This window comes from Streptomyces sp. NA04227 (genome assembly GCF_013364195.1).
Taxonomy (GTDB): domain Bacteria; phylum Actinomycetota; class Actinomycetes; order Streptomycetales; family Streptomycetaceae; genus Streptomyces.
Genome location: NZ_CP054918.1, coordinates 655381 through 680778, shown reverse-complemented (window position 1 = coordinate 680778; position 25398 = coordinate 655381). Strand labels below are relative to the sequence as shown.

The 25398-nt window shown below is 72.8% G+C and carries 18 protein-coding genes; 13 read left to right on the top strand and 5 right to left on the bottom strand.

Translation table 11 applies throughout. The features are described 5' to 3' along the window. Window positions 1–160 precede the first annotated feature (160 nt). From HUT18_RS02575 to HUT18_RS02555, 5 genes are all read left to right on the top strand, one after another. The gene (locus HUT18_RS02575; RefSeq protein WP_254878396.1) at window positions 161–886 is read left to right on the top strand and encodes a GntR family transcriptional regulator; all 726 of its coding nucleotides are present in this window, start codon (window positions 161–163) and stop codon (window positions 884–886) included. Between the two features lie 261 nt (window positions 887–1147). Then, the gene (locus HUT18_RS02570; protein ID WP_254878395.1) at window positions 1148–2656 is read left to right on the top strand and encodes a hypothetical protein; all 1509 of its coding nucleotides are present in this window, start codon (window positions 1148–1150) and stop codon (window positions 2654–2656) included. Continuing rightward, window positions 2653–2850 carry a hypothetical protein gene (locus tag HUT18_RS02565; RefSeq protein ID WP_176097418.1) on the top strand — a complete coding sequence of 66 codons (198 nt, stop codon included), beginning with the start codon at window positions 2653–2655 and terminating at the stop codon, window positions 2848–2850. The genes HUT18_RS02570 and HUT18_RS02565 overlap by 4 nt, the downstream gene beginning before the upstream one ends. After that, window positions 2847–3734 carry a hypothetical protein gene (locus tag HUT18_RS02560; RefSeq protein ID WP_176097416.1) on the top strand — a complete coding sequence of 296 codons (888 nt, stop codon included), beginning with the start codon at window positions 2847–2849 and terminating at the stop codon, window positions 3732–3734. Before HUT18_RS02565 ends, HUT18_RS02560 begins: the two co-directional genes overlap by 4 nt. A gap of 69 nt (window positions 3735–3803) precedes the next feature. Continuing rightward, on the top strand, window positions 3804–8477 hold the full coding sequence (locus HUT18_RS02555) for a hypothetical protein (protein ID WP_176097414.1): 4674 nt from the start codon (window positions 3804–3806) through the stop codon (window positions 8475–8477). A 260-nt stretch (window positions 8478–8737) separates the two neighbouring features. Here HUT18_RS02555 and HUT18_RS33470 read toward each other — a convergent pair whose 3' ends face one another. After that, a complete protein-coding gene (locus tag HUT18_RS33470) occupies window positions 8738–9208 on the bottom strand; it encodes a hypothetical protein (RefSeq protein ID WP_303246530.1) in 471 nt (156 codons plus the stop codon). Between the two features lie 420 nt (window positions 9209–9628). On the opposite strand from HUT18_RS33470, the gene HUT18_RS02545 reads away from it, so the two are divergent. From HUT18_RS02545 to HUT18_RS02510, 8 genes are all read left to right on the top strand, one after another. Then, window positions 9629–12331: a nitrate- and nitrite sensing domain-containing protein gene (locus HUT18_RS02545; RefSeq protein WP_176097412.1), complete on the top strand. Its 2703-nt coding sequence runs from the start codon at window positions 9629–9631 to the stop codon at window positions 12329–12331. Beyond that, on the top strand, window positions 12328–12756 hold the full coding sequence (locus HUT18_RS02540; RefSeq protein ID WP_176097410.1) for a roadblock/LC7 domain-containing protein: 429 nt from the start codon (window positions 12328–12330) through the stop codon (window positions 12754–12756). The genes HUT18_RS02545 and HUT18_RS02540 overlap by 4 nt, the downstream gene beginning before the upstream one ends. A 9-nt stretch (window positions 12757–12765) precedes the next feature. Further along, a complete protein-coding gene (locus tag HUT18_RS02535; RefSeq protein ID WP_176097408.1) occupies window positions 12766–13161 on the top strand; it encodes a DUF742 domain-containing protein in 396 nt (131 codons plus the stop codon). 24 nt (window positions 13162–13185) lie between these two features. Further along, window positions 13186–16842 carry a hydantoinase B/oxoprolinase family protein gene (locus HUT18_RS02530; RefSeq protein WP_176097406.1) on the top strand — a complete coding sequence of 1219 codons (3657 nt, stop codon included), beginning with the start codon at window positions 13186–13188 and terminating at the stop codon, window positions 16840–16842. Beyond that, window positions 16823–17428 carry an ATP/GTP-binding protein gene (locus HUT18_RS02525; protein ID WP_176097404.1) on the top strand — a complete coding sequence of 202 codons (606 nt, stop codon included), beginning with the start codon at window positions 16823–16825 and terminating at the stop codon, window positions 17426–17428. Before HUT18_RS02530 ends, HUT18_RS02525 begins: the two co-directional genes overlap by 20 nt. Before the next feature lie 330 nt (window positions 17429–17758). Next, on the top strand, window positions 17759–18205 hold the full coding sequence (locus HUT18_RS02520; RefSeq protein WP_176097402.1) for a nuclear transport factor 2 family protein: 447 nt from the start codon (window positions 17759–17761) through the stop codon (window positions 18203–18205). After that, entirely contained in the window at window positions 18202–19182 is a 981-nt protein-coding gene (locus HUT18_RS02515) for an NADP-dependent oxidoreductase (RefSeq protein WP_176097400.1), read from the top strand. Before HUT18_RS02520 ends, HUT18_RS02515 begins: the two co-directional genes overlap by 4 nt. Beyond that, window positions 19179–19772, top strand: a complete 594-nt coding sequence (locus HUT18_RS02510) for a TetR/AcrR family transcriptional regulator (RefSeq protein WP_176097398.1) — start codon at window positions 19179–19181, stop codon at window positions 19770–19772. Before HUT18_RS02515 ends, HUT18_RS02510 begins: the two co-directional genes overlap by 4 nt. A 110-nt stretch (window positions 19773–19882) precedes the next feature. Here the strand turns inward: HUT18_RS02510 and glpK are convergent, their stop codons facing one another. From glpK to HUT18_RS02490, 4 genes are all read right to left on the bottom strand, one after another. After that, window positions 19883–21397 (bottom strand): glycerol kinase GlpK, encoded by a 1515-nt coding sequence (gene glpK / locus HUT18_RS02505; protein ID WP_176097396.1) that lies wholly within the window; start codon window positions 21395–21397, stop codon window positions 19883–19885. Window positions 21398–21481: 84 nt separating this feature from the next. Then, window positions 21482–22285 (bottom strand): MIP/aquaporin family protein, encoded by an 804-nt coding sequence (locus tag HUT18_RS02500; protein ID WP_176097394.1) that lies wholly within the window; start codon window positions 22283–22285, stop codon window positions 21482–21484. A gap of 359 nt (window positions 22286–22644) precedes the next feature. Further along, window positions 22645–24291 carry a GGDEF domain-containing protein gene (locus HUT18_RS02495; protein WP_176097392.1) on the bottom strand — a complete coding sequence of 549 codons (1647 nt, stop codon included), beginning with the start codon at window positions 24289–24291 and terminating at the stop codon, window positions 22645–22647. A gap of 213 nt (window positions 24292–24504) precedes the next feature. Continuing rightward, on the bottom strand, window positions 24505–25380 hold the full coding sequence (locus HUT18_RS02490) for a M15 family metallopeptidase (protein WP_176097390.1): 876 nt from the start codon (window positions 25378–25380) through the stop codon (window positions 24505–24507). Window positions 25381–25398: the final 18 nt, after the last annotated feature.

The window sequence follows — 25398 nt, the reverse complement described above, 5'->3', positions numbered from 1 at the left end:
CCACCCCCGGCAGACAAGTTAAAGGATCGTTGAACGATCCTTCAATACCTGTGTTGTCTCCTTCTCTCATCCGGGGCAGAATCCGTGCTCCGGGGGAGATCCCGTCGCCGGTAAGGGCAGGTCACCGGGGCGCACGGGAATCCGTAGAGAAGGGCATGCCGTGAGCACCACGGGATCCGTACCGGCCGGTCTGCCGGAGCTGGCGGGGGACCGCGCGCTGCTCGGCCGCACCAGCACCGCCGAGCGCGTGGCCGACATCCTCAGGAGCCGTATCGCCGAGGGGTACTTTCCGCCCGGCACCCGGCTCTCCGAGGACAGCATCGGCGGGGCGCTCGGTGTCTCGCGCAACACCCTGCGCGAGGCGTTCCGCCTGCTCACCCACGAGCGGCTCCTCGAACACCAGCTGAACCGCGGGGTGTTCGTACGGGTCCTCACGGTCGAGGACGTCGAGGACATCTACCGCACCCGGCAGTTGGTGGAGTGCGGGGTCGTGCGCGCCCTCGCACTGCGCCCGCGCCCGCTGGACCCGGTGGCCGCCACCGTGCGGGATGGCCTGCGCGCCGCGGCGGACGGGCAGTGGCGCGAGGTCTCCACCGCGAACATCCACTTCCACCGCGAGCTCGTCTCGCTCTCCGGCAGCGCACGCACCGACGAGCTGATGCGCAGCGTCCTCGCCGAACTGCGCCTGGCCTTCCATGTGGTGGCCGAGCCCCGACTCCTGCACGAGCCCTATCTCGCCCGCAACCAGGAGCTCCTCTCCGTCCTGGAGGCGGGCGACTACGCACGCGCCGAGACGCTGCTCGTCGCCTACCTGGACGACTCCCGGCGCGAACTCGTCGAGGTCTACGGGCAGCGCATGGCGGGGCAGTCGGCCGACGCGGGCTGAGTCGTCGGTCCCACGCCTTGCCCTGTCCTCGTGCGGCGAGCTCCGTGGCGGCGGGTGTACGGAGACTCCGCCGCGGCGGCCGCACCGCGAACTCCCTGGCGGCGGCACGCATTTCGGGGCGGATGCCGACCGTCGGGGCAGGGTGGGCATTGCCGTACAAACCGCCCGTGCGTCCGGATCCGATCGCCCCGCCACACCCCGGCCGCCCGCGCATCTGCGTCGTTTCGGTGCTTGTCGGACCGAGGATCTACGCTGTCCACCGTGACTTCGCCTGTACTTCCGGATGCCGCCGTCTCGCGGCCCGCTCCCGGCCCCGCCGCCGACGAGGGGCTCGCGCGACGGCTGCGCGCGCTCGCGTGCACCGCTCCGCTGCACGACCTGGACGTCCGCAAGGCGAACCTGGCCGGTGAGTACTCGGTCTACGCGATGGCCGAAGTCGCCCTCGCCGCCATCGACCTGGTCACCCTCAACATGGACTTCGACACCGGAGCCGACCAGGACCAGATAGTGGCGAGGCTCCTGCCCCGCGTCGCGGCCCAGGCCCCGCGCCGTCCGGCCGCCGAGCACCAGCGGGTGGCCCAGTGGGTCCTGGAGAACCTGATCAACGTCGGCAGCGTGGACCGGGGTTTCCGCGCGGTCTACGGCACCTTCGCGCCGGACGGCTCCTATGTCCGCCGCGACTACGACTTCAAGCTGATCGAGGAGGTCCCGGGCCCCGGCGGCAGCGTCTATCTGCGGACCACCGACGAGGCGGTCAACGTCCTGGTCGGCGCCCTGGACACCGATGTCACCAGCGCGCAGATCGCGGCCGAGGTCAAACTGGAGGTCCTCATCAGCCGGGGCCGTCTCGCGGACGCCCAACTCGCCGCCGAACAGGCCCGCTACCGTACCGTCCAGTTCGCGGAGACGCTGCGCCGCGCCCTCGAGGCGACCCGGCGCAATGTCCGCGCGGTCGACTGGCTCAACTCGGTCCCCGACATGATCGCCGAGGCCCTGGACCACGTCGCCGACCGCTACCGGCACGAGAACGCCATCCTCACCAACATCCGCAAGGCGCGCGACGAGTCCGAGGACCCCGACCACAAGCGCCGGGCGGCCGAACTCGTCGACATCGTCAAGGACTGCATCCGCCGCCACACCCAGTTGCAGTCCCGGCTCCTGGAGGCGGGGCCGCTCTTCCGCGCCGAACAGGACCGGCAGGCCTTCGCCCCGCCCGCCGCCCGCGCGGGCCTCGACCTGTACGGACAACTCGTCGCGCCGCTGCTCCCGTTGCCCGTCGAGCAGGCGACACGGGTCACCGACGTCTTCTTCGCCCGCGGCACCGGGCCGCGCAACCCGCTCGCGGTACGTCTCGGCGACCTGGTCGACACCCTGCTCACCCCGCCGCAGGAGCGCGAGCACCTGGGCGCGGAGATGCCCGAGCCCGACCTCGTCGCGACGCCCGACGACAGCAGGTTCACCGAGGAACAGCACGCCGAGGCGGCGCACCTGCTCGACCTCCCGCCGGACGCCCCGCGCCGACTGAGCGGACTGCTCGCCGAGGCCCGCCGCCGCGACCCCGAACTCCCGTACCTGGTGGCCCTGATCGCGGTCCACGCGGCGAGCCCCGCCGTCGGCACCGCCTACCGCCAGGGCGAGCCGAAACTGCTCTTCGCGGTGGACGACGGAACCGCTCTCGAGGACCCCGAGTTCGGCGGCGCCGACCTCATCGTGGGCACCGCCCTGCTCGACGCCGCGGGCATGGCCGCCGACCGCACGGAGGCCGCGTGAGGACGGGGCAGGGGGCGGCGGGGCGCGCCCGGCCGACCGCCGGCGGCAGCACGCCGGGCAGGCCGCGGCCGACCCCGCACACCTCCGCCGAGCCCGGCACCGAAGCCTCCGTCACGAAGCCCGGCACCGAAGCGGCCGTCACCGGGACCGCACCCGAAGCGGCCGAAAGCAGCAGCAAGGAGAACCAGTGGTGAGCGACCACGCAGACCTCGGCGCACGCGGCGAGGGCGACGGGCCGCCCCCCGCCGTCTCCGCGCCGCTCACCCCGGCCGACGCCGCCGACGCGGCCGCCCTGGTGGCCTTCGGGCTCCAGCCCAAACTCCAGCCCGCCCGCGAGCGCGAGTACACCGACCTGCTGCGCCGCTACCGCGAGGACCCGCCCTTCGCCCGGCTCGCCGACGCCGTCGCCACCGGCCTCGGGCTGGTCGTCCTGGAGGTCTCCCCGCGCGCCGGGATGGCCGTCACCGCCGCCGAGGACTCCGTCTTCGCGGTACGGATGGGCGACTACGCCCGCCGCACCGCCACCGACTCCACCGACCGTTTTCTGCACGGGCTCGCCCATCTCGCGGTGGCCGCCCTGGCCTTCCCGCGCCCGGAGGACCTCGCCGACGACGGATACATCGGGCGGGTCAGCGTCAACGGCGTCGACGCCTTCGTACGCCAGGCCTGTCTGCGCCTGCAGGAACGGGCCGAGGAACAGGGCGAGAACACCGACCCGGCCTCCGACGCCCCCGGCCTGGAGGCGGCCTGGCGCGTCTGGTCGCGGCGCAGCGCCACCGGGGCCACCAAGGACGCCCGGCGGCTGGCCGGTTCGACCACCGGCATCGTCGCCAAGGCCGTCACCTTCCTCACCGACTCCGGTTTCCTCCAGCGCACCGGCGACGACGCGGGCGGCACCTTCCGTACGACCGCGCGTTATCAGCTCCAGGTACGGGACATGGCGGGCAGCGCCGCGATGGCCGAACTCCTCGAACTCGGCGTGGTGCCGGTCACCGACGGCACCGCGAGCCTGCTGCCACCTCAGGAGGCGGACGGCCTCGAACTGGCCGCCGACGCCGGGCTGCCCTTCCACTCCTGAGCCCGGCCGCCCGCCGCTGCCGCACCGCATCCGCCCGCCCACCCCGCTTCACGACGAGAGTCCGCCGCCATGTACGAGCTGTCCCGGGTCCGCCTCTACTCCATCGGACCGGCCGGTGCCCGCTACGCCGACACCGTGCTCGACCTGCGCTCCGTCGGGGAGCCGGTGCCCGAACCCGCGCCCGCGCAGGCCGAGTTCTTCGAGGAGGAGCCGACCGGGCCGCCGCGCAGGCCCGCCCCGGCCGGGGTGCTCTTCCTGGAGAACGGCGGCGGCAAGTCCGTGCTGCTCAAACTGATCTTCTCGGTGATGCTGCCGGGCCACCGCAATACCCTGGGCGGAGCCAGCTCCGGCGTACTGCGCAAGTTCCTGCTCGCCGACGACTGCGGGCACGTGGCCCTGGAGTGGCAGCACACCCTCACCGGCGAGTGCGTGGTCGTGGGCAAGACCAGTGAGTGGCGCGGCCGTCAGGTCTCCGGTGACCCGCGCAAGTTCGCCGAGGCCTGGTACTCGTTTCGGCCCGGGCCCGGAATGAGTTTGGACAGCCTGCCGGTGGCCGAGGCGAGCGCGGTGTCCGCGCCCGCCGAGGGCACCTCGGGCGCCCGGGGCCGGCGCCGCACCATGAAGGGCTTTCGTGACGCGCTCACCGACGCGGGCAAGTTCTATCCGCATCTCGAAGTGCACTGGGAGGAGATCCACGAGCGCTGGACCGAGCACCTCTCCGAGCTGGGTCTGGACCCCGAACTCTTCCGCTACCAGCGGGAGATGAACGCCGACGAGGGCGAGGCGGCAGGCCTGTTCGCGGTGAAGAAGGACTCCGACTTCACCGACCTGCTGCTGCGCGCGGTCACCGACACCCGGGACACCAACGGCCTCGCCGACCTGGTCAGCGGCTTCGCCCACAAGCTGGGGCGGCGCGCCGAGCTGACCGCCGAGCGCGACTTCACCGCGGGCTCGGTGGAACTGCTCGGCAGGATCGTGGAGTCGGACGAGGCCCGCTCCCGTACCCGCGAGATCCACACCGGCGCCGAACGCCGCACCCGCCACCTCGCCCGCCGCCTGCACGCACGGGCGGTCCAGGAGCGCACCCGCAGCGACGAACTGGCCCGGCAGGTCACCGCCGCCGCCCACCGCGTCACCGAGGCCGAGGGGGCCCGCGCCACCAGCGCCCTCGTCTCGGCCGAACTCGCCTACCGGCACGCCAGTCTGGCCCTGGCGGGCGCCGAGAAGACGGCCGCCGCGCAGAAGCGGGAACTGGCCGAGGCCCGCACCCTGCACGCCGCCTGGCAGGCGGCCGAGGCCGTGCTCCGGCACCGCGCGGCCGCCGACCGCGCCGCCCGGGTCGCGGCCGCGATCCAGGAGGCGGAACGGGACGCCGCGCCCGCACTGGCCGCCCGCGCCCGCGCCGCCGCCGAACTCGTCCGGGCCCTGCACTCGGCCGCCGAGCAGGCCGAGGAACTGGCGGCCGAGGGCGACGAGCGCGCGGCCGCCCTTCAGGCGGAGGGGGAGGCCGCGCACCGCGAGGCGACCGCCGCCGCCACCGAGGCCCAGCGTGCCCGCAGCGAGACCGGCCATCTGCGCCAGCGCCTCGACGAGGTCGCGCAGGAGACCGAGGAGGCGGTACGCGCCGGGTGGCTGGACGGCCTCGCCCCGGACGCCGACCCGGCGCGCGCCGCCCTCGCCGCGAGCGACGCCGAGAAGTCCGCGGTGGCCGCCTGGGACGCGGCCCGCGAGAGCGCCCAGCGGGCCACCGAGACCGCCAAGTCGGCCGCGGGCGCCGAGAACCGCGCCGAACTCACCGCCGCCCGCGCCGCCGACGCGCACACCGCCGCCGAGCGGGCCCACGCCGACCGGCTCGACACCGCCGAACTCCTCGCCGCCGAGGAGCGGTTCGCCGAACTCCTCGGCCTGCCCGGGGTGCAGGCACCCGCCGTACCGGGCCAGCGGAGCGAACCGGGTACGGAGCCCACCGCGAAGGCGGGTGGCGCGGCCGGTCCCGGCGGGTTCGGTGCCCCTCAACTGGACACGTACGCCGAGGAGTTGCGCGCACTCCTGGACACCGGCATCGCCGCGGCGGAGCGGCAGCTCTTCGACCTGCGCACCGAGGCCGCCGACGACGCCCGGATCCTGGGCGCACTCGGCGACGGCGGACTGCTGCCGCCGGGCCCCGATGTGCTCGCCACGGTCGCCTTCCTCGGCGAGCACGGCATCCCCGCGCTGCCCGGCTGGCGCTACCTCGCCCAGGCCGTGGACCCCGCCGACCACGGCCGGGTGCTCGCGGCCCGCCCCGAACTGGTCGACGGCGTCGTGATCACCGACCCGGACACCCACGCGCGGGCCCGCGAAGTCCTCGCCGAGGCCGCGCTGTTGCCGCGCTCCACGGTCGCGGTCGGCACCGCCGCCGCCCTCCTCGCGCCCACCCCCGGCGGGCCCGCCGACGCCGAACCGGACGTGTTCCTCGTCGCGCCCAACCCCGCCATGCACGACGAACACGCCGCCGACCAGGAGCGCCGCGCCCTGCGCGAGCGGACCTCCGTACGTGACGAGGAGATCAGGGCGCTGGCCGGGCGCCTGGCGCTGGACCGTGACCTGGCCGCCCGGCTCGCCTCCTGGCGCACGAGCTGCCCCGCCGGGCGGCTCGCGGAACTCGCCGAGGCCGCCGAGGGCGCCCGGGGCTTCGCGGCCGAGTCGCAGAGCGCGCTCGAAGAGGCCCGGCTCGCACGAGCCGAGGCCGAGGAGGCCGCCCAGGAGGCGACCCGCGAACGCGACGAACGGCAGGAGGCCGCGCAGCGCGCCCGCCGGGCCGCCGACGCGCTCGCCGGTCTCGCCCACCGGCTGCGCGAACGCGCGGGCTGGCAGCTTCGGGTACGCGAACTGGCCACCGAGGCCACCGAGTCGGAGACCCTTGCGCAGAGCCTCCTCGACCGTGCCCGGGCGGCCGACGAGGACCGTCGTGCCGCTCAGCGCGGCGCCGACGACGCCCGCCGCACCGCCCGCACCCTGCGCGCCGAACGCGCCGAGATCGCCGGTGCCCCCGACGAGGTGCCCGAGAGCCCTCAGGGCGAGCAACAGCGTCCCGCCGTGGCCCTGCCCGCATTGCGCGAGGCCTACCGCGCGGCCTCGCAGGTCTACGAGAAGGTGGGCGTCGGCGCGGATCTGCGGGCCGAACAGGCGCGCGCCGAGAGCGACGACAGCGCCGCCCTCGCCGAGCTGGAACGCCTCACCAACAAGGTGCGCACCCGCGCCGAGCAGCTCCTGCGGTCCCCGGACGGCGCCGACGGCCCGTCCCGGCAGGCCGCCGCCGCACGCGCCGAGGAACACGTACAGCTCCTGGAGACCCGCGCGTCGGCCGCCAGCGAACAGCTCGGACGGCTGCGCGGCGAGGCCGAGCGGCACGCGCCCGAGGAGGGCGGGGCGCACACCGAGCTGCCCGAGGACCGGGTCCCCCGCGACACCGAACAGGCACAGTCCCTGCTGCGCGCCGCCACCGCCGAACTCGCCGCGCGCACCGGGGAGCTGGAGCGGTCACGCGCCGCCCACACCGAACTCCTCGACGCCCACCGCGGTGCACAGGACGCCGCCACCGGTTTCGAGGAGACCGCCGCGCTCGTACGCGACCTGCTGCGCGATCCCGTGGAACCGCAGCACCCCGACGACGGCGAGCACCCGGAACGGACCGAGCCCTTCCCGGGCGATCTGGCCCAGGCCCGGCAGGCGGCGGCCGAGACCCGCCGCTCGCTGCGCGGCTGCGCCGCCGACCTCTCGGCCGCCGAGACCGCGGTACGCGAGGCCTGCGACATCCTCGTACGGCACGCCAACTCCACCCGCTACGAGCAGGTGCGTACCCCCGCGCGGCAGCAGATCCGCGAACTGCCCGCGTCGGCCCTGCCGGAGCACGCCGCGAAGTGGGCCGCCGCCTTCGCCCCGCGCCTGCGGGTCCTCACCGACGAGCTGGAGCAACTGGAGCGCAACCGCGACAGCATCGTGGACCGGCTGCGCGGCCTGGTCGAATCGGCGCTGGCCACCCTGCGCTCGGCCCAGCGGCTCTCCCGGCTGCCGGAGGGGCTCGGCGAGTGGTCGGGGCAGGAGTTCCTGCGCATCCGCTTCGAGGAACCCGACCAGGCCACGCTCACCGAACGGCTCGGCGAGGTCATCGACGAAGCGACCCGCGCCGCCGTACGCAAGAACGCCGACCTGCGGCGCGACGGAATGTCCTTGCTGCTGCGGGGAGTTCAGGCCGCCCTGCAGCCGCAGGGGATCTCCGTGGAGATCCTCAAGCCGGACGCGGTACTGCGCGCCGAGCGCGTCCCCGTCGGCCAGATGGGAGACGTCTTCTCCGGCGGCCAGCTCCTCACCGCCGCCATCGCCCTGTACTGCACCATGGCCGCCCTGCGTTCCAACGACCGCGGTCGCGACCGGCACCGCCACGCGGGCACCCTCTTCCTCGACAACCCGATCGGCCGGGCCAACGCCACCTACCTGCTGGAACTCCAGCGCGCGGTGGCGGACGCGCTCGGCGTGCAACTCCTCTACACCACCGGCCTGTTCGACACCACGGCGCTCGCCGAGTTCCCCCTGGTCATCAGGTTGCGCAACGACGCCGACCTGCGGGCGGGGCTGAAGTACATCCGGGTGGAGGAGCACCTGCGCCCCGGGCTGCCCGCACAGGCGGCGGGGGAGGAGACCGTGCACGGAGAGGTCACGGCCACCCGGATGTTCCGGCGCCCGGCGGCCGAGCGGGCCTGAACGGGGCGGCGAGTCCGAACGGAGCGTTGGGCCACGGCAGTTGAGGGTGTACGAGGTCTCGCGGCCGACGTGGCGTCCTGACCGGAATCCCTGTGGACACGGGGCCGGTCGGATATGTGCCCGAGGGGTGAGACGATCCGGGTATCGGACCCCGCCGGACCGGAATCGGGCCAAAAATCGTCGGTGGGGCCGGGCGCGCCGGAGTGCACACGTGCGCGCGACACCCGCCCTGAGCGCCCGGCGCGCAGGCCGGGACAGGCTCAGGAGTGGGACAACCGCCGTGCGGCGCCGTGCCGCCCGGCATGATCCCCGGCGCGTTCCGGCGCGCGTGTCTCACGGCGCGCGCGACGGCGCTCACGGCGCAGTCGGCGTGCCGTACTGCTGGGCTCCGAGACCACGCCGTTGCGCTGGTTCCACACCTGACGGGTCACCCAGACGTCGAGCACACCCCACGTCGCGACCACGGTGCTGCCCACACTGCTGAGCACCATCGGGAACGCCAGCCACGAACCGGCGACGGTGCAGAAGAAGGCGATCACGGCCTGCACCAGGGTCAACGCCACGATCATCACCGCACGCACCGCGGCACCGCGCACCGCGTCCGGCATCCGCCGTCGGCCCACCGGCTCGTCCCGCCACAGGGCGCCGTCGGCACGCGGATCCGCCGGGCCCGCGCTCGCCTGCGCACCCTCGCGCGCTCTGCCTCCGGGACCCTGCTGCGCTCCGTACATGAACTCGTCACTCCCCACCGGCCGCCTGGCTGCTGTTCGTTGCGGCTCCGAGCCCGGCCGCGCGTCCCGCCCGCCGGGGGCCGACGGGAGGAGCACTCGGTCCAGGTAAGTCATTTTCCCACCGAGTCGCCGTAACCGTGGACGATCAGGACGGCCCGAGGATTCCCGCCGAACGACGAGATCCGGTCAACTGTGCACCAGGTGGGGGCGGAAGGTTTGCGGACGGATCCGCCACAGTGCGGTGGGCAATCTCCCGTAATGGCCGGACAACTGGGGACGGGAGGTCGTGCAGGCGGAGTGAAAGCCTCCGGCCACGCCTTCGAGATGTTCCCTCGTCAGTAGTAGGCTCGCGCCGTTTGTTGACCGCTGTTTGACCACGGAGCGCTCCCGAATCACCCGGGCGTCGATCAAGGGGAGGCCATGCGCTTTCGCGGGAAGTCCATCCGCCGGAAGATCGTGGCGTTGTTGCTGGTGCCACTGCTGTCCCTGACGGGAATCTGGGCCTTCGCCACGGTGATCACCTGGCGCGAGGCCCAGGAGTTGCTCGGAGTCGCGGAGGCGGTCGACAAGATCGGCTTCCCGGTCGAGGACACCATCCTCGTCGTGCAGCGCGAGCGGCGACAGACCATGGTCTACCTCGCCGACACTCGTGCCGAGGGCGCGCTCAAGAAGCTCGAGGCGAGCCGGTCCGCCACCGACAAGGCGATCGGCGAACTCAAGGACAAGATCCGTGACTCGGGGGCCCGCGACTCCCTGAACGCCGAGTCCGACAAGCGCCTGGACGAGATCCTCGACTCCTTCGACGACATCGGCTCGCTGCGCGGCACCGTCGCCGACGGTTCCGCCACCCGGTCCACGGTCCTCAACCAGTACAGCCAGCTCATCGAGCCCTGCCACGACCTCCTGCTCACCCTCGGCGGCCTCGACGACGCCGAGGTGGACAAGCACGGCCGCGCCCTGGTGGGCGGCTCGCAGGCACGTGAACTGCTCGCCCGCGAGGACGCGTTGCTCGCCTCGGCCCTGGTCGCCGGGCACCTGGACCGGCAGGAGATCCGGCAGATCTCCGACCTCGTCGCCCAGCGCGAGCTCCTCTACGACGTCAACCTGCCGCTGCTGCCCGAGAAGGAGGCCCAGTACTTCGAGGGCTACTGGCGTGGCGGCCAGACCGCGGCACTGCGCGGCGCCGAGCAGTCGATCAGCGACTCCTCGCCCGGCTCCCCCCGCGCGATCACCAGCGACCGCTGGGACGCCATCGCGACCCAGACCCTCGACAACCTCTCCAAAGAGGGGCTCGCGGCCCGTGACCGCTTCACCGACCGGGTGGAGCCGGTGGCCCTCGGCGTGGTCACCAAGGCGGCCCTGGCCGGTGCGCTCGGCCTGCTCGCCGTACTGTTCTCGCTCTTCCTCTCCATCCGGATCGGCCGCAGCCTCATCCGCGACCTGCGCCGGCTGCGCCAGGACGCCCACGAGGCCTCCGGTGTCCGGCTGCCCGGCGTGATGCGCAGGCTCGCCGCGGGTGAACGCGTCGACGTCGACTCCGAGTCGCCCTCACGCGACTTCGACAAGGACGAGATCGGTCAGGTCGGCCAGGCACTCAACTCGCTTCAGCGGGCCGCCGTCGAGGCCGCCGTCAAGCAGGCCGAACTGCGCCAGGGCGTCTCCGAGGTCTTCGTCAACCTCGCCCGCCGCAGCCAGGTGCTGCTGCACCGTCAGCTCACCCTGCTCGACACCATGGAACGCAGGACCGAGGACACCGACGAACTCGCCGACCTGTTCCGCCTGGACCACCTCACGACCCGTATGCGCCGTCACGCGGAGGGTCTGGTCATCCTCTCCGGCGCCGCACCCTCGCGGCAGTGGCGCAAGCCGGTCCGTCTGATGGACGTCGTGCGGGCCGCGGTCGCCGAGGTGGAGGACTACGAGCGCATCGAGGTGCGGCGACTGCCGCGGATGGCCGTCACCGGCCCCGCCGTCGCCGACATCACCCACCTGCTCGCCGAACTCCTGGAGAACGCCACGGTGTTCTCGCCCCCGCACACCACGGTGCAGGTGCACGGCGAGCGCGTGGCCAACGGCTTCACCCTGGAGATCCACGACCGCGGTCTCGGAATGGCGGCCGATGCGCTGCTCGACGCGAACCTGCGGCTCGCCGAGACCCCCGAGTTCGAACTCTCCGACACCGACCGGCTCGGCCTGTTCGTGGTCAGCCGGCTCGCCCAGCGGCAGAACGTACGCGTCTCGCTCCAGCCCTCCCCGTACGGCGGCACCACGGCCGTCGTCTTCATCCCCGACGCCCTGCTCTCCGAGGCGCAGGACACGGAGACGGACGGCGAGGACAGGTACCGCGACGAGGACACCGGAGGCGTCCGGGTGGGCGCGGCGGAAGGTGTCGTCGCCGCGAACGCGGGTGGCGCCCGGCGCACCGCACTGACCATTCCCGCCGGACGAGGCGGCGGTGCGCCGTCCCCGGCGGGCGGCCCGGCCGAGCTGGAGGCACCCGTCGGTACCGACGAACTCGCCGAATTCCCCGGCGCACTCATCGACGACGAGAGCGAGCGCGGCGTCTTCAGGCCGCGCCGGGCCGTCGCACCGCTGCCGCCCGAGCAGCACCACCACTCCCGCGACGGCCGGAGCGAACCGACCCGCCCGGCCGACCCGGACGGACTGCGGCCGCTGCCGCGCCGCTCGGCGCCCAAGCTCGTGAGCTCGCACGGCCGTCCGGTGGACGACTCCCGGCGACGCTCCGAGCAGCGGCCCGGCGGGTACGAGGAGCCCGGTGCGGCTCCGGTCGGCCCGGGCGAGCTGCCCCCCGCGGCGCCCCAGGCGCCGCACTCCGGCGACCCCCAACTGGGCGGACTGCCCAGGCGGGTGCGCCAGGCGAACCTCGCGCCCCAGCTCAAGGACGGCCCCGCACGGCGTGCCGAGCGCGAGAGCCCGGCGCCCGCCGTTCGCCAGGACCCGGCGGACCGGGACGCCGACGAGGTACGCAGCCGGATGGCCTCGCTGCAGCGCGGCTGGCAGCGCGGCCGCGGCGAGAGCGGCGGAAACGAAGCGACCACGACAGGCCCCGGCACCACCGAGGGCACCGCACAAGGAACGACATTTGAGGGGGACGGCCGATGACCACACCGCACGCCGCCGGGCGCATCCCGGTGCCAGGAGGGACCGGCGAGCTGAACTGGCTCCTGGACGACCTGGTCCAGCGCGTGGCCAGCATCCGCAAGGCGCTCGTGCTCTCCGGTGACGGCCTCCCCACCGGTGTCTCACGGGACCTGACCCGGGAGGACAGCGAGCACCTGGCCGCGGTCGCCTCCGGGTTCCACAGCCTCGCCAAGGGCGTCGGCCGTCACTTCGACGCGGGCAGCGTCCGGCAGACGGTGGTCGAACTCGACGACGCCTTCCTGTTCGTGACGGCGGCGGGCGACGGCAGCTGTCTGGCCGTGCTCTCCGACGCCAACTCCGATGTCGGCCAAGTGGCGTACGAGATGACGCTTCTGGTCAAGCGGGTCGGTGCGCACCTGGGCACCGCGCCGCGCGCCGGCGGGTAGTGGGGTGGCATGAGCGCTGACGGTCACGACAGTCCCCACTTCTTCGACGCGGACGCCGGTCCCGTAGTACGCCCGTACGCCATGACGCGGGGCCGGACGTCGAGCCCGAACCAGCACCGCCTCGACCTGATCGCCGTGGTCGTGGCGGAGTCCTGGGCCGGTGATCCGGCGGCCGACCAGACCCTGTCGCCGGAGCATGTCGACATCGTCGCGCTGTGCCGTGACACGCCCCAGTCGGTCGCCGAACTCGCCGCCGAACTGGACCTGCCCATCGGCGTGGTCCGCGTTCTGATCGGCGATCTGGTCAGCGCCGAACTGGTCCATGTGACCCGTCCCGTCCCCCCGGCCCAGCTGCCCGACGAGAGTATTCTGCGCGACGTGATCGACGGCCTGCGGGCCCTGTGAGCAGCGTGGAAGCGGGAGTGCGACGTGGCGGGCTGGCAGTTCTGGGTTGACCGGGGAGGCACCTTCACGGACATCGTCGCGCGGCGTCCCGACGGTGCGCTGCTGACGCACAAGCTCCTCTCCGCGAACCCGGTGAGCCAGGCGGATCCCGCGCACCCGGCCCGGGACGCCGCCGTCGCGGGCATCGCCGCGCTCCTCGCCGAGGCGGGCGAGGGCTCGCTCGCCGACGCCCGGATCGACGCGGTCCGGATGGGCACCACGGTGGCCACCAACGCGCTGCTCGAACGCACGGGCGAGCGCACCGCCCTGGTGGTCACCCGCGGCTTCGGCGACGCGTTGCGCATCGCCTACCAGAACCGCCCCGAGATCTTCGCCCGCGAGATCGTCCTGCCCGGACTGCTGCACGAACGGGTCGTGGAGGTCGACGAACGCCTCGCCGCCGACGGCACCGTGCTGCGCGCCCCCGACCTGGACGCCCTGCGGCCACGGCTCCGGGAGGCGTACGAGGACGGGATCCGCGCGGTGGCCGTGCTGTGCATGCACAGCCATCAACACCCCGCGCACGAACGGGCGGTGGCCGGCCTCGCCGCGGAGATCGGCTTCCCGCAGATCTCCCTGTCCAGCGAGGTCAGCCCCCTCATGAAGCTGGTGCCGCGCGGCGACACCACGGTGGTCGACGCCTATCTCTCGCCGGTGCTGCGCCGCTACGTGGACCGGGTCGCCGCCGAACTGCGCGGCGTACGGCTGATGTTCATGCAGTCCAACGGGGGGCTCGCCGAGGCGGGCACCTTCCGCGGCAAGGACGCGGTGCTGTCCGGACCGGCGGGCGGCATCGTCGGGATGGCCCGGATGTCGCAGCGCGCCGGTTACGACAAGGTCATCGGCTTCGACATGGGCGGCACCTCGACCGATGTCTCGCACTTCGCGGGCGCGTACGAGCGGGTGTTCACCACCAGCATCGCCGGAGTGCGGCTGCGGGCGCCCATGCTGGACATCCACACGGTGGCCGCGGGCGGCGGTTCGGTCCTGCACTTCGACGGCAGCCGCTACCGGGTGGGCCCCGACTCGGCGGGCGCCGACCCGGGCCCGGCCTGCTACCGGCGTGGCGGGCCGCTCACCGTAACCGACGCCAATGTGGCCCTCGGCCGGATCCAACCCGCCCATTTCCCACGGGTGTTCGGGCCGGACGGCGACCGGCCGCTGGACGAGGAGCTGGTCCGCGCACGCTTCGCGGAACTCGCCGAACGGATCACTCGTGACACCGGCGACGCCCGTACGCCCGAGCAGGTCGCCGAGGGCTTCGTCCGGATCGCGGTCGCGAACATCGCCAACGCCGTCAAGCGGATCTCGGTCCAGAAGGGCCACGACGTCACCCGCTACACGCTGACCACCTTCGGCGGCGCGGGCGGCCAGCACGCCTGCAAGGTCGCGGACTCCCTCGGCATCCGCAGTGTCCTGGTGCCCCCGATGGCCGGCGTGCTCTCCGCGCTCGGGATCGGCCTCGCCGACACCACCGCCATGCGGGAACAGTCCGTGGAGGCCCCGCTCGACGAGCCGGGCATGCCCGGCGTACGCGCCGTCGCCGAGGAACTGGAGAGCGCCGCCCGGGCCGAACTGCGGGCCGAGGACGTGCCCGAGGACCGGGTGCGCGTCACCCGCACCGCCCATCTGCGCTACGACGGCACCGACACCACCATCGGTGTGGAACTCGGCGAAGTCCCCGCGATGGCCGAGGAGTTCGCCGAGCGGCACCGGGCCACCTACTCCTTCACCCTGGACCGTCCCGTCGTCGTGGAGGCCCTCTCGGTCGAGGCCACCGGCCTGACCGAACCGCCCGACCTCTCCCACCTCGGCGCCGCGGACCCAAGCGGCCCGCCGCCGGAGCGGGTGCGGCTGCACACCGGCGGCCGGTGGCGCGAAGTGCCCTTGTACCAGCGGCAGTCGCTGGGCCGGGCCGAAGCGGTCGAGGGACCGGCGATCATCGCCGAGTCGGGGTCGACCACCGTCGTCGACGAGGGCTGGCGGGCCGCGCTCGGCGACGAGGGGCGCCTGGTCATGGAGAGGGTCGTGGCACCGGCCGGGCCCGACGCGGGCACCAAGGCCGACCCGGTCCTGCTCGAGGTCTTCAACAACCTCTTCATGTCCATCGCCGAACAGATGGGCGCGCGCCTGGAGTCCACGGCCCAGTCGGTCAACATCAAGGAGCGGCTGGACTTCTCCTGCGCCCTGTTCGACCCGGAGGGCAACCTCGTAGCGAACGCCCCGCACATCCCGGTGCACCTGGGATCCATGGGCACCAGCGTCAAGGAGTGCATCCGCCGCCGCGGCAGCTCGATGCGCAAGGGCGACGCGTACGCCGTCAACGACCCGTACCACGGCGGCACCCACCTGCCCGATGTCACGGTCGTCTCGCCCGTCTTCGACGCGCCGGGCGAAGAGATCCTCTTCTACGTCGCCTCCCGCGGGCACCACGCCGAGATCGGTTCCATCGCCCCCGGCTCGATGCCCGCGCACAGCCGCACCATCGAGGAGGAGGGCGTCCTCTTCGACAACTGGCTGCTCGTCGAGGCCGGACGCTTCCGCGAGGCCGAGACCCTGGAGCTGCTGACCGGGGCACCGCACCCCTCGCGCAGCCCGCGGACCAACATCGCCGACCTCCGGGCCCAGATCGCCGCCAACCAGAAGGGCGCCGACGAGGTCGGCCGGATGATCGAGACCTTCGGACTCGACGTCGTCCAGGCCTATATGCGCCACGTCCAGGACAACGCCGAGGAAGCGGTGCGCCGCGTCGTCGACGCGCTCGACGACGGTTCCTGCGCCTACGAGACCGACTCCGGCGCCGTCATCCGGGTCCGGATCACAGTGGACCGCGCGGCCCGCGGCGCCACCATCGACTTCACCGGCACCTCGCCCCAGCTCGCCACGAACTTCAACGCGCCCTACTCCGTGGTCAACGCGGCCGTGCTGTACGTCTTCCGCACCCTGGTGGCCGACGACATCCCGCTCAACGACGGCTGCCTGCGGCCGCTCACCCTCGTCGTGCCGCCCGGATCGCTGCTCGCTCCCGAGCCGCCCGCGGCCGTCGTCGCGGGCAATGTGGAGACCTCGCAGGCCGTCACCGGCGCGCTGTACGCCGCGCTCGGGGTGCAGGCCGAGGGCTCGGGCACGATGAACAACGTGACCTTCGGCAACGAGCGTCACCAGTACTACGAGACCGTCGCCTCCGGCTCCGGCGCCGGGGACGGCTTCCCGGGCGCACCCGCCGTACAGACCCATATGACCAACTCCCGGCTCACCGACCCGGAGGTCCTGGAGTGGCGACTGCCCGTCCTGCTCGAGGAGTTCGCGGTGCGGCGCGGCAGCGGGGGAGCGGGCCGCTGGCCCGGCGGCGACGGCGCGGTGCGGCGGCTGAGGTTCCGTGAGGCGATGAGCGTCTCCACCCTCTCCCAGCACCGCCGGGTGCCGCCGTACGGGATGGCGGGCGGCGCCCCGGGCGCTCTTGGACGCAACAGGATCGAGCGGGCGGACGGCAGCGTACTGGCCCTCGCGGGCAGCGACAGCGCGGACGTCCTGCCGGGCGACGTGCTCGTCATCGAAACCCCCGGCGGCGGCGGATACGGCGCGCCCCGGACGGACAACACCCAGTCAGGAGAAGAAGCCGATGATGTTCGGGCGATCTGAGCGAGGCGGTGCCCCGGTTGAGCCTGTCACGCTGAAGATCCTGGTGGCTGGCGGCTTCGGCGTGGGCAAGACGACCCTCGTCGGAGCCGTGAGCGAGATAAAACCGCTGCGCACCGAGGAGATGCTCAGCGAGGCGGGCCGCCCCGTGGACGACATCCGAGGCGTGGAGGCCAAGAACACCACCACGGTGGCCATGGACTTCGGCCGGATCACCCTGCGCGAGGACCTGGTCCTGTACGTCTTCGGCACTCCCGGCCAGGACCGCTTCTGGTTCCTGTGGGACGAGCTGGCCACCGGCGCCCTCGGCGCGGTCGTGCTCGCCGACACCCGCCGCCTGGAGGACTGCTTCGCGGCCGTGGACTACTTCGAGCGGCGGGCCATCCCCTTCGTGGTGGGCGTCAACTGCTTCGACGGCGCCGACCGTTACCCGCCGGAGACGGTACGTCAGGCGCTCGACCTCGACCCCGCCGTGCCGGTCGTGCTCTGCGACGCCCGCGACCGCGAGACGGTCAAGGAAGTCCTCATCCGGGTCGTCGAGCACGCCATGGTCTTCGCCGCCGCGGGCCGGGTACCGGCCGCCAACTGAGAACAGACTCCAGGAGCCCCAACGCCACTGGAGTGCGGCGTTCTTGAGACCGCCACCAGCCTTGTCATGCCGAACGGTCCGTGCCCCTGCCGACGGGGACGGACCGTTCGGCTGTTCTGCCTCAACTCCCGGTCGTGTCCGCGAAGTTGATCCCCTCGACCCCGTGCCGACGCGTCCGGCCCGTCTGTTGCCGCGCCGGGACCGGACCCCTTACTCCTGATATGTCCCGACAGCCGCAGCAGTCGTCACCCGTTGCCCCTTGACCGCAGGGGATTCGTGCCCGATAAAAGAAGACAGATCTGTCTCTTTAAGTGCCGGAGGGATGCACACATGGGCGGGACATCTCCCGAATTGAAGGAAGCGGTCGAGATCGTGGCGAGGTTGGCGGAGGCCAAGTGCCGCCAGGACGTGGCGGCGTCGAGGGCCGTCTACCACCGGGACGCGGTGCTGGAGTCGCCACCGCTCGGATCGCGTTCCGCAGGGCCGGAGATCGACTCGGCGCTCCAGAGCTGGTTCGCCTTCGCGCCCGACTACCGGGTACGTCTGGACGGACACGGTCTGGACGACGGCACCCTGTGCTGCTGGGGGGAGATCTCCTTCACGCCCGCCTTCACCGCGAGCGGGGCCGAGCCCAACGGCGCGCGGGTCGAGGTCCCGGTCTTCATTCTGTTCCGGTTCGCCGACGGCCAAGTGGCCTGGGAGAGCTTCCACTTCGACGTCGCGGGCGTCGCGCGCCAGTGCGGCGTGGCGGCTTCGGATCTGGTGCGTGCCTCGTGATCGTCGGCTCCGCGGGCCCCAGTCGCGGCATCATGCGCGCCGCCCTGCACGCGCGTTGGGGCGACCCCCTGACGGTCGTCGACGCCCCGCTCCCCGAGCCCGCCGCCGGCGAGGTGCGCCTCGCCGTCCGCGCGGCGGGCATCAACCCGATCGACGTGTTCACCGGGCGCAACGCCGGTTACGAGCAGTCCATGGAGTTGCCGTTCGTGCCGGGCTGGGACGTGGCCGGTGTGGTGGACGCGGTCGGCTACGGGGTCACCCGGCACTCCGCGGGCGACCGGCTCTTCGGCCTCGCCCGGTTCCCGTACCCCGCCGGGGCCTACGCCCAGTTCGTGACCGTACCGGCCTTCCACCTGGTACCGATGCCGTCCACGGCCTCGTTCCCCGAGGCGGGGGCGCTGCCCATGGCGGCACTGACCGCCCGTCAGATGCTCGACGCCGCCCGCGTCGGCCCCGGCACACAGGTGATCGTCAGCGGTGCCTCCGGCGGGGTCGGCCACCTGGCCGTACAGCTGGCGGTGGTGCGCGGCGCCACGGTCACCGCGCTGGCCCGCCCGCGCTACCACGCGCCCCTGTACGAGCTCGGCGCGACCCGGTGCGTGGACCACACCGACCCCGCCGCCGTCGCGGGAGCCGGTCCGGCGGACGCGGTGATCGATCTGGTCGGACACGACTTCGGACGCTCGCTCTTCGCGCTGCTCCGGCCCGGTGGCACGGTCGCCCTGGCGTCCGCGTGGTCCGTCCCCGGGTACCGGGACGAGGCCCTGCGCTGTGACATCCGGGCGGTCTCGTGCCTGGTGGAACCGGACCCGGAAGGGCTCCGGGAGATCGCCGCACTGATGGACACCGGCCGGTTGCGGGTCGTGGTCGGTGCCCGGTTCCCGCTCGCCGAGGCGGCCGAGGCACAACAATGGCTCTGGCAACGGCGCGGCCTGGGCAAGGCCGTCATCGTCACAGAGGTATCGGAGGACGCTTGAGCGAGAAGCCCAGGCAGCTGCGCGGCGCGGCCGCACGGGAGAAGCTGGTCGGCATCGCCTCCGGCCTCTTCTACGAGAACGGCGTCCGCGCGGTCGGCATCGACGAGGTCGTCCGCAGATCCGGTATGGCGAAGGCGAGCCTGTACCGGTGGTTCCCCAGTAAGGACGATCTCGTGCTCGCGGTGCTGCAACGGCGCGACGACGCCTTCTGGTCGGCCTGGGACGACATCGCCGCGCGGCACCCCGAACCGCGGGACGAACTCGACGCCCAGCTCTCCTGGATGCAGGACCTGGCGGCCCAGGAGAACTACCGGGGCTGCGCGTTCGTCAACACCGCCGCCGAGTACGAGGGTTCTCCCTCGTCCGTACGGGACCGCTGCCTCGCGCACGAGGAGGAGTTGCGGCGCAGACTGCGGGCCCTGACCGCCCGCCTCGGCCGTACGGGGAGCGACCAGCTGGCCGACCAGCTGCACCTGGCGATCGTCGGAGCCTTCGCCACCGGCGGGCTCTACGCGGGCTCGGGGCCCGCCGGTCAACTCACGTCCCTGGCCGATGTCCTGCTCGGCTCGCGAGGGCCGACCGGGGCGTAGCACCGGACGGCGGGGGTGCTCAGCGCCCCCGCCGTCCTCCGTCCTGATCCGCGAGCCCTACGCGCCCTCGCGACAGGGCTCGCGGATCACCCTGTGGAGCGGCCGCTGCTCTACTCCTCCCGGATCCAGCCGAAGCTCTTCTCCACCGCGTGCCGCCAGTTCCCGTACTCGCGCTCGCGTTCCTCCTCGGGCATCGACGGCGTCCACTCGGCGTCCTTCTTCCAGTGCGCCTTGAGTTCGTCCAGGCCACTCCAGACACCGGTGGCGAGACCGGCCGCGTAGGCGGCGCCCAGACAGGTCGTCTCCGCGACCTTGGGCCGGATCACCGGGACACCGAGCACATCCGCCTGATGCTGCATCAGCAGATTGTTCTTGGTCATGCCGCCGTCCACCTTGAGGGTGGAGATGCGCACGCCCGAGTCCTGGTACATGGCGTCGACCACCTCCCGGGTCTGCCAGCTCGTCGCCTCGAGCACGGCACGCGCCAGGTGGGCCTTGGTGACGTAGCGGGTGAGACCGGTCACCACCCCGCGCGCGTCGCTGCGCCAGTACGGGGCGAACAGGCCGGAGAACGCCGGGACGATGTAGGCGCCGCCGTTGTCGTCCACGCTGGCCGCGAGCGTTTCGATCTCGTCGGCGTTGGCGATGATGCCGAGCTGGTCGCGGAACCACTGGACCAGGGCGCCGGTGATCGCGATGGACCCTTCCAGGCAGTAGACCGCGGGTTCGGTGCCGATCCGGTAGCCCATCGTGGTCAGCAGCCCGTTCTTCGAGGGGACGGGCGAGGTCCCGGTGTTGAGGAGCAGGAAGCTGCCGGTGCCGTAGGTGTTCTTGGCGGTGCCCTTGTCGTAGCAGGCCTGTCCGAAGACGGCGGCCTGCTGGTCGCCGAGCGCGGAGGCGACGGGCACTCCGGCGAGCTGGCCCACGGCCGTCCCGTAGACCTCGGCGGAGGAACGGATCTCCGGGAGCATCGCCGCGGGCAGCTCCATCGCGGACAGGATCGAGGCGTCCCACTCCAGCGTGGACAGGTTCATCAGCATGGTCCGGCCCGCGTTGGTGACATCGGTGACGTGCATACCGCCGTCCGTGCCGCCGGTGAGGTTCCAGATCAGCCAGGAGTCCATGGTGCCGAAGGCGATCTCGCCGCGCTCGGCGCGCTCGCGCAGCCCGGGCACGTTGTCGAGCAGCCAGCGGGCCTTGGGGCCGGAGAAGTAGCTGGCCAGGGGCAGACCGGTCGCCTCACGGAACCGGTCCTGGCCCTCCGTGCCACCGAGTTCGGTGCACAGGGCGGCGGTACGGGTGTCCTGCCAGACGATGGCGTTGTGCACGGGCCGTCCGGTGGCGCGGTCCCACAGGACGGTCGTCTCGCGCTGATTGGTGATGCCGAGTGCGCTGAGCTGGTCCGCGCGCAGATGCGCCTTGGCGAGCGCACCGGCGACCACGGCCTGCACCTTGGACCAGATCTCGGTGGCGTCGTGCTCCACCCAGCCGGGTTTGGGGAAGATCTGCTTGTGCTCGCGCTGGTCGACCGAGACGATCGCGCCGTCGTGGTCGAAGACGATGCAGCGGCTGGACGTCGTGCCCTGGTCGATGGCGGCGACGTATTTCGCGGGGCTGTCTGGCATGACTGACCCTTCCTCGTCATGACGCGCCGTCGGACCTGTCCTCGGCACGTGCGGTGCGGTCGGTGGGGCGGCCGGAGGGTGTGGTCAGAAGGCCGCGTTGAAGATGAGGGCCGCCAGCGCCGCCCCGATCATCGGTCCCACCACCGGGATCCACGCGTAACTCCAGCCGGAGCCGCCCTTGTTGGGGATCGGCAGGAAGGTGTGGACGATGCGCGGGCCGAGGTCACGGGCCGGGTTGATGGCGTAGCCGGTGGGCCCGCCGAGGGAGAGGCCGATGCCGACCACGAGGAGTCCGACGAGGAGCACGGTCGTGCCCGACTCGCCGAGGCCGGTGGTCAGGCCGAACGCGAGCAGCGGCAGGACCAGTCCCATGGTGGCGATGATCTCGGTGAGCAGGTTGGCGACCGGGTTCCGGATCTCCGGCATGGTCGAGAAGATGCCGATCGTCTCGATCGGCCCGTCCTCGGAGGGCTTGCCGCGCCCGACGTTCTCGGCGTTCTCGGCGTCCTCGGGGTCCCGTGCGGCCGTGGCCCCGCCCCGCTCGTGCACATTGGCGTTGAACTGCGCCAGGTACACCAGATACGCGAGTACGGCGCCGAGCATGGCGCCGGTCATCTCCCCGAGGAAGTACACCCACACCTTGTCCCACTTGTCGGTGTCGATGGCGATGCCCAGGGTCACCGCGGGGTTGAGATGCCCGCCCGAGAGCGGGGCGGCCGTGTAGGCGCCGGCCATGACGGCGAAACCCCAGCCGAAGGCGATGACGATCCACCCGGAGGCCCTGGCCTTGGAGTACCTGAGGAGAACGGCGGCGACCACTCCCGCGCCGAAGAGGATGAGGATGGCCGTACCGATGACCTCACCCAGGAATATGTCGGAGTTGCTCATGACGGCTCCTGCCCTCTCGTCCCGGGGCTGGTCGCCCCGGTCCGGTGCGTGGTGCGAAGCGCTGGTCCGATGACTGGTACTACGCGTTCGGTCCCGGGGACTCCCGGGCCCCGGTCCCGACGTGACGCGCGGTGACCGCCACGGCGATGCGGTAGGCCTCGCCGCGGGGGCCGCGCGTCCACCGGCCGGACCCCTCCGCACGCCGCGCGTGCGTGACGGTGCCGACCGACTCCCAAAAAGTTTTCTCCGCCGGTGGAGGCGCGTCAAATTGAGAGGGTTGACAGAATTGTTCTGTAATGCCCGATTGAACGTTGCGCCGTGGCTGCGGCAGCGGCAGTGATGGCCCGGGCTCGGGCCGCTCAGGCCCGCGTCACATACCCGGCTGAGGAGGAGGCGGAGTTCGCCGCGCAGCCCCGCAGCAGCTCGTACCCGGGCAGTCCCGCACGGCCGAGTACCCAACTGGAGCCGCGCAGCGCCTTGGCTGCCTTCTTCAGCGGTGCCAGGCAGGAGGCGGCCTGGTGGTGGTCGAGGACGCTGCCTGGCGCGCACAGGACGGTGGCCAGCGAGAGCGTCACCGGGCGCCCGCCCGCCGCCCACGGGGTGTCGAGCACGGCCGCGGCCAGGCGCTCCAGGTCGCCCGGGTCGGCGAGGACCAGGAAGTCGTCGCCGCCGATGTGCCCGACCCGCATGGTGGGCGTCCTGGCCTGCTGGAGCCCGAGTGCCACCGACCGGATCAGGTCGTCGCCCGCGGCGAACCCGGCCCCGTCGTTGACCTGCTTGAAGTGGTCGATGTCCAGCCAGCACAGGGCGAACGTCCGGCCCTCGGCGATCCGCCGCCCGACCTCCTGGGTGACGTAGTCGGAGCCCGGCAATCGGGTGAGCGGATTGAGCCCGGCGGCCTCCTCCACCCTGCTCTCGGCCAGCGCCCGCACCAGATCCGTGAGCCGGACCAGGCCCACGCAGCGGCCGCGCCCGTCGACCACGGCCACATCGTCGGCGGTACGGCTCTGCTCACCGCCCGCCACCACGTCCAGGGCCTCCCACGCGGTGGCGTCCAGGCCCACCGTGCGCGGCACGTCCCCGAGGCGCACGGCCGGGCGGTCCGCGTACAGCGCGTGACCGTACCGCCCGGACAGCGACAGCAGGAAACGGTCCCGGCGCACCGAACGCACCGGGCGCCCGTACTCGTCGACAAGGACCACCCCGGAGACCTCCGGCGCCCCGGTGAGCAGGGCCCGCACCTCGCCCGCGCGCGCGTTGACCGGCAACAGGGCCGCGGGCCGCAGGAACTGACGCACCGGCGGCCCGCTGGGCAACGGCAGCGCGAGGGCCGGGCGCGGCGGCGGTACGTACACGTCGGCCGCCGGGAGCCGGGAGGGTGCCGCGAAGAGATCGCCCTGGGCGAGCTGGGCCCCCGCCTCCCGGGCCGCCTCGCACTGCGCCTCGGTCTCCACCCCCTCGATGGCGAGCAGCGCACCGCTCTCCTCGCAGAGGGTGCGCATGGCCCGCACCATCGCCGTGTGCGCCAGCAGGGAGGCGTCCAACTTCAGGAGATCCGGGGCGAGTTCGGCGAGCAGCCGCAGCGGTGCGTCGCCGTCCCCCAGACCGTCGGCGCTGATCCGGAAGCCCGCCTCGCGCAGCGCGGCGACCCCTTCGAGCAGGGACCGCTGCGGTACGTGCGTGAACGGCGGCGTGAGGTCGACGGTGACCTCCCACGGCAGCCGCCCCGCCGCCCGTACGGCCTGCCGCATCGCGGCGAGCCCGCCGAGGTCCGCGACGGTGCCGGCGAAGGCGTTCACATGCAGCGGCAGCAGGGTCTCGCGCTGCGCCGCGCACCGTACCGCCGCTGCCGCGAGGGCGCTGTCGAGTTCCGGGTCGCGGCGTGCCTCGGCGAGGATGTCGCCGCACTCCGGACGGGCGAGTATCTCCAGGGCAGCCACCGTTCCGGTCGTCAGGTTGACGACCGGCTGGAAGGCGAAGCGAAGACTGTCCGTCCAGGAAGACACGCCTGAATTGTGGCGGCACTGCGGCTGTTCGGGAGCCAGTTCACATGGAGTTCACGCCGCTTTCCGACGCGCACAGCAGTTTGTCACGCCGCGAGGTGACAGCTCGTCAATTTCCTTGTGGGTGTGGGCGGATGGCCCTGGCGGTCGCTTCGGCTCCACCCGGACGCCGCGCGCGGGCGGGGACGTCCTGCGCGCCCCCGCCCGCCGTGCTTCTCAGCGCCCGGTGAGCGCGCGCCGTGCCACCGGGAAGTCGAAGTACGTGTCGGGGAACGGCTCCGGCTTGAAGGTGAAGTGCCACCACTCCTCCGGGAGGTTCACGAAGCCCTCGGCGCCCAGAGTGCTCCGCAGCAGGTCGCGGTGGGCGCGCTGGGGGCCGGTGACCCGCGGGTCGTCCGTGTGCGCGAGGGTGTCGAAGCAGTCGAATCCGGTGCCCATGTCCACGGAGTTGTCGGGGAACCGCTCCTCCTTGGGCCCGTAGCAGGGCGCGAGCGGCTCACCGGGCACATACGGGCGGGTGGGCAGCGCGGGCAGCCGGACCAGGGTCACGTCCAGCGTGGAACCGCGGCTGTGGCCGGACTTCGCGGCGATGTAACCGTCCGCGAACAGGCGGGACTTGTCGACGCGCGGATAGAACTCGGCCTTCATCCGCTCGTCCGCCAGATCCTCGGCCCAGCGGACGAAGTGGTCGACGGCGCGCTGCGGGCGGTAGCAGTCGTAGACCTTCAGCGAGTAGCCCTGGCGCAGCAGGGACCGTTGCGCGCGGTGGAGAGCCTCGGCGGCCGGGCGGGTCAGTACGCACATCGGCCGCCGGTAGCCGTCCACCGGCACGCCCACGAAGTTGTGCGGGCCGAGGTAGCGCATCTCCTGAAGGATCGTCGGATCGACGTCGGCCAGCGCCACGAAACCCGGTGGCGCCTTCGGCTCCGGCCGCGCCACTGCGGCGGGCGCGAGCAGGCCCGGGGCGAGCAACAGGCAGGCGGTCAGGGCCAGTACGCGGGACAGGGCCCCGCTGCGGACGGGACGAGCCGTCGCGACCCGGGGGCGGCCGGAGCCCGGAAAGAGCCTGCGGAAGGCGGGAATTCGCGTCATGACACCTGCGTCTACCAG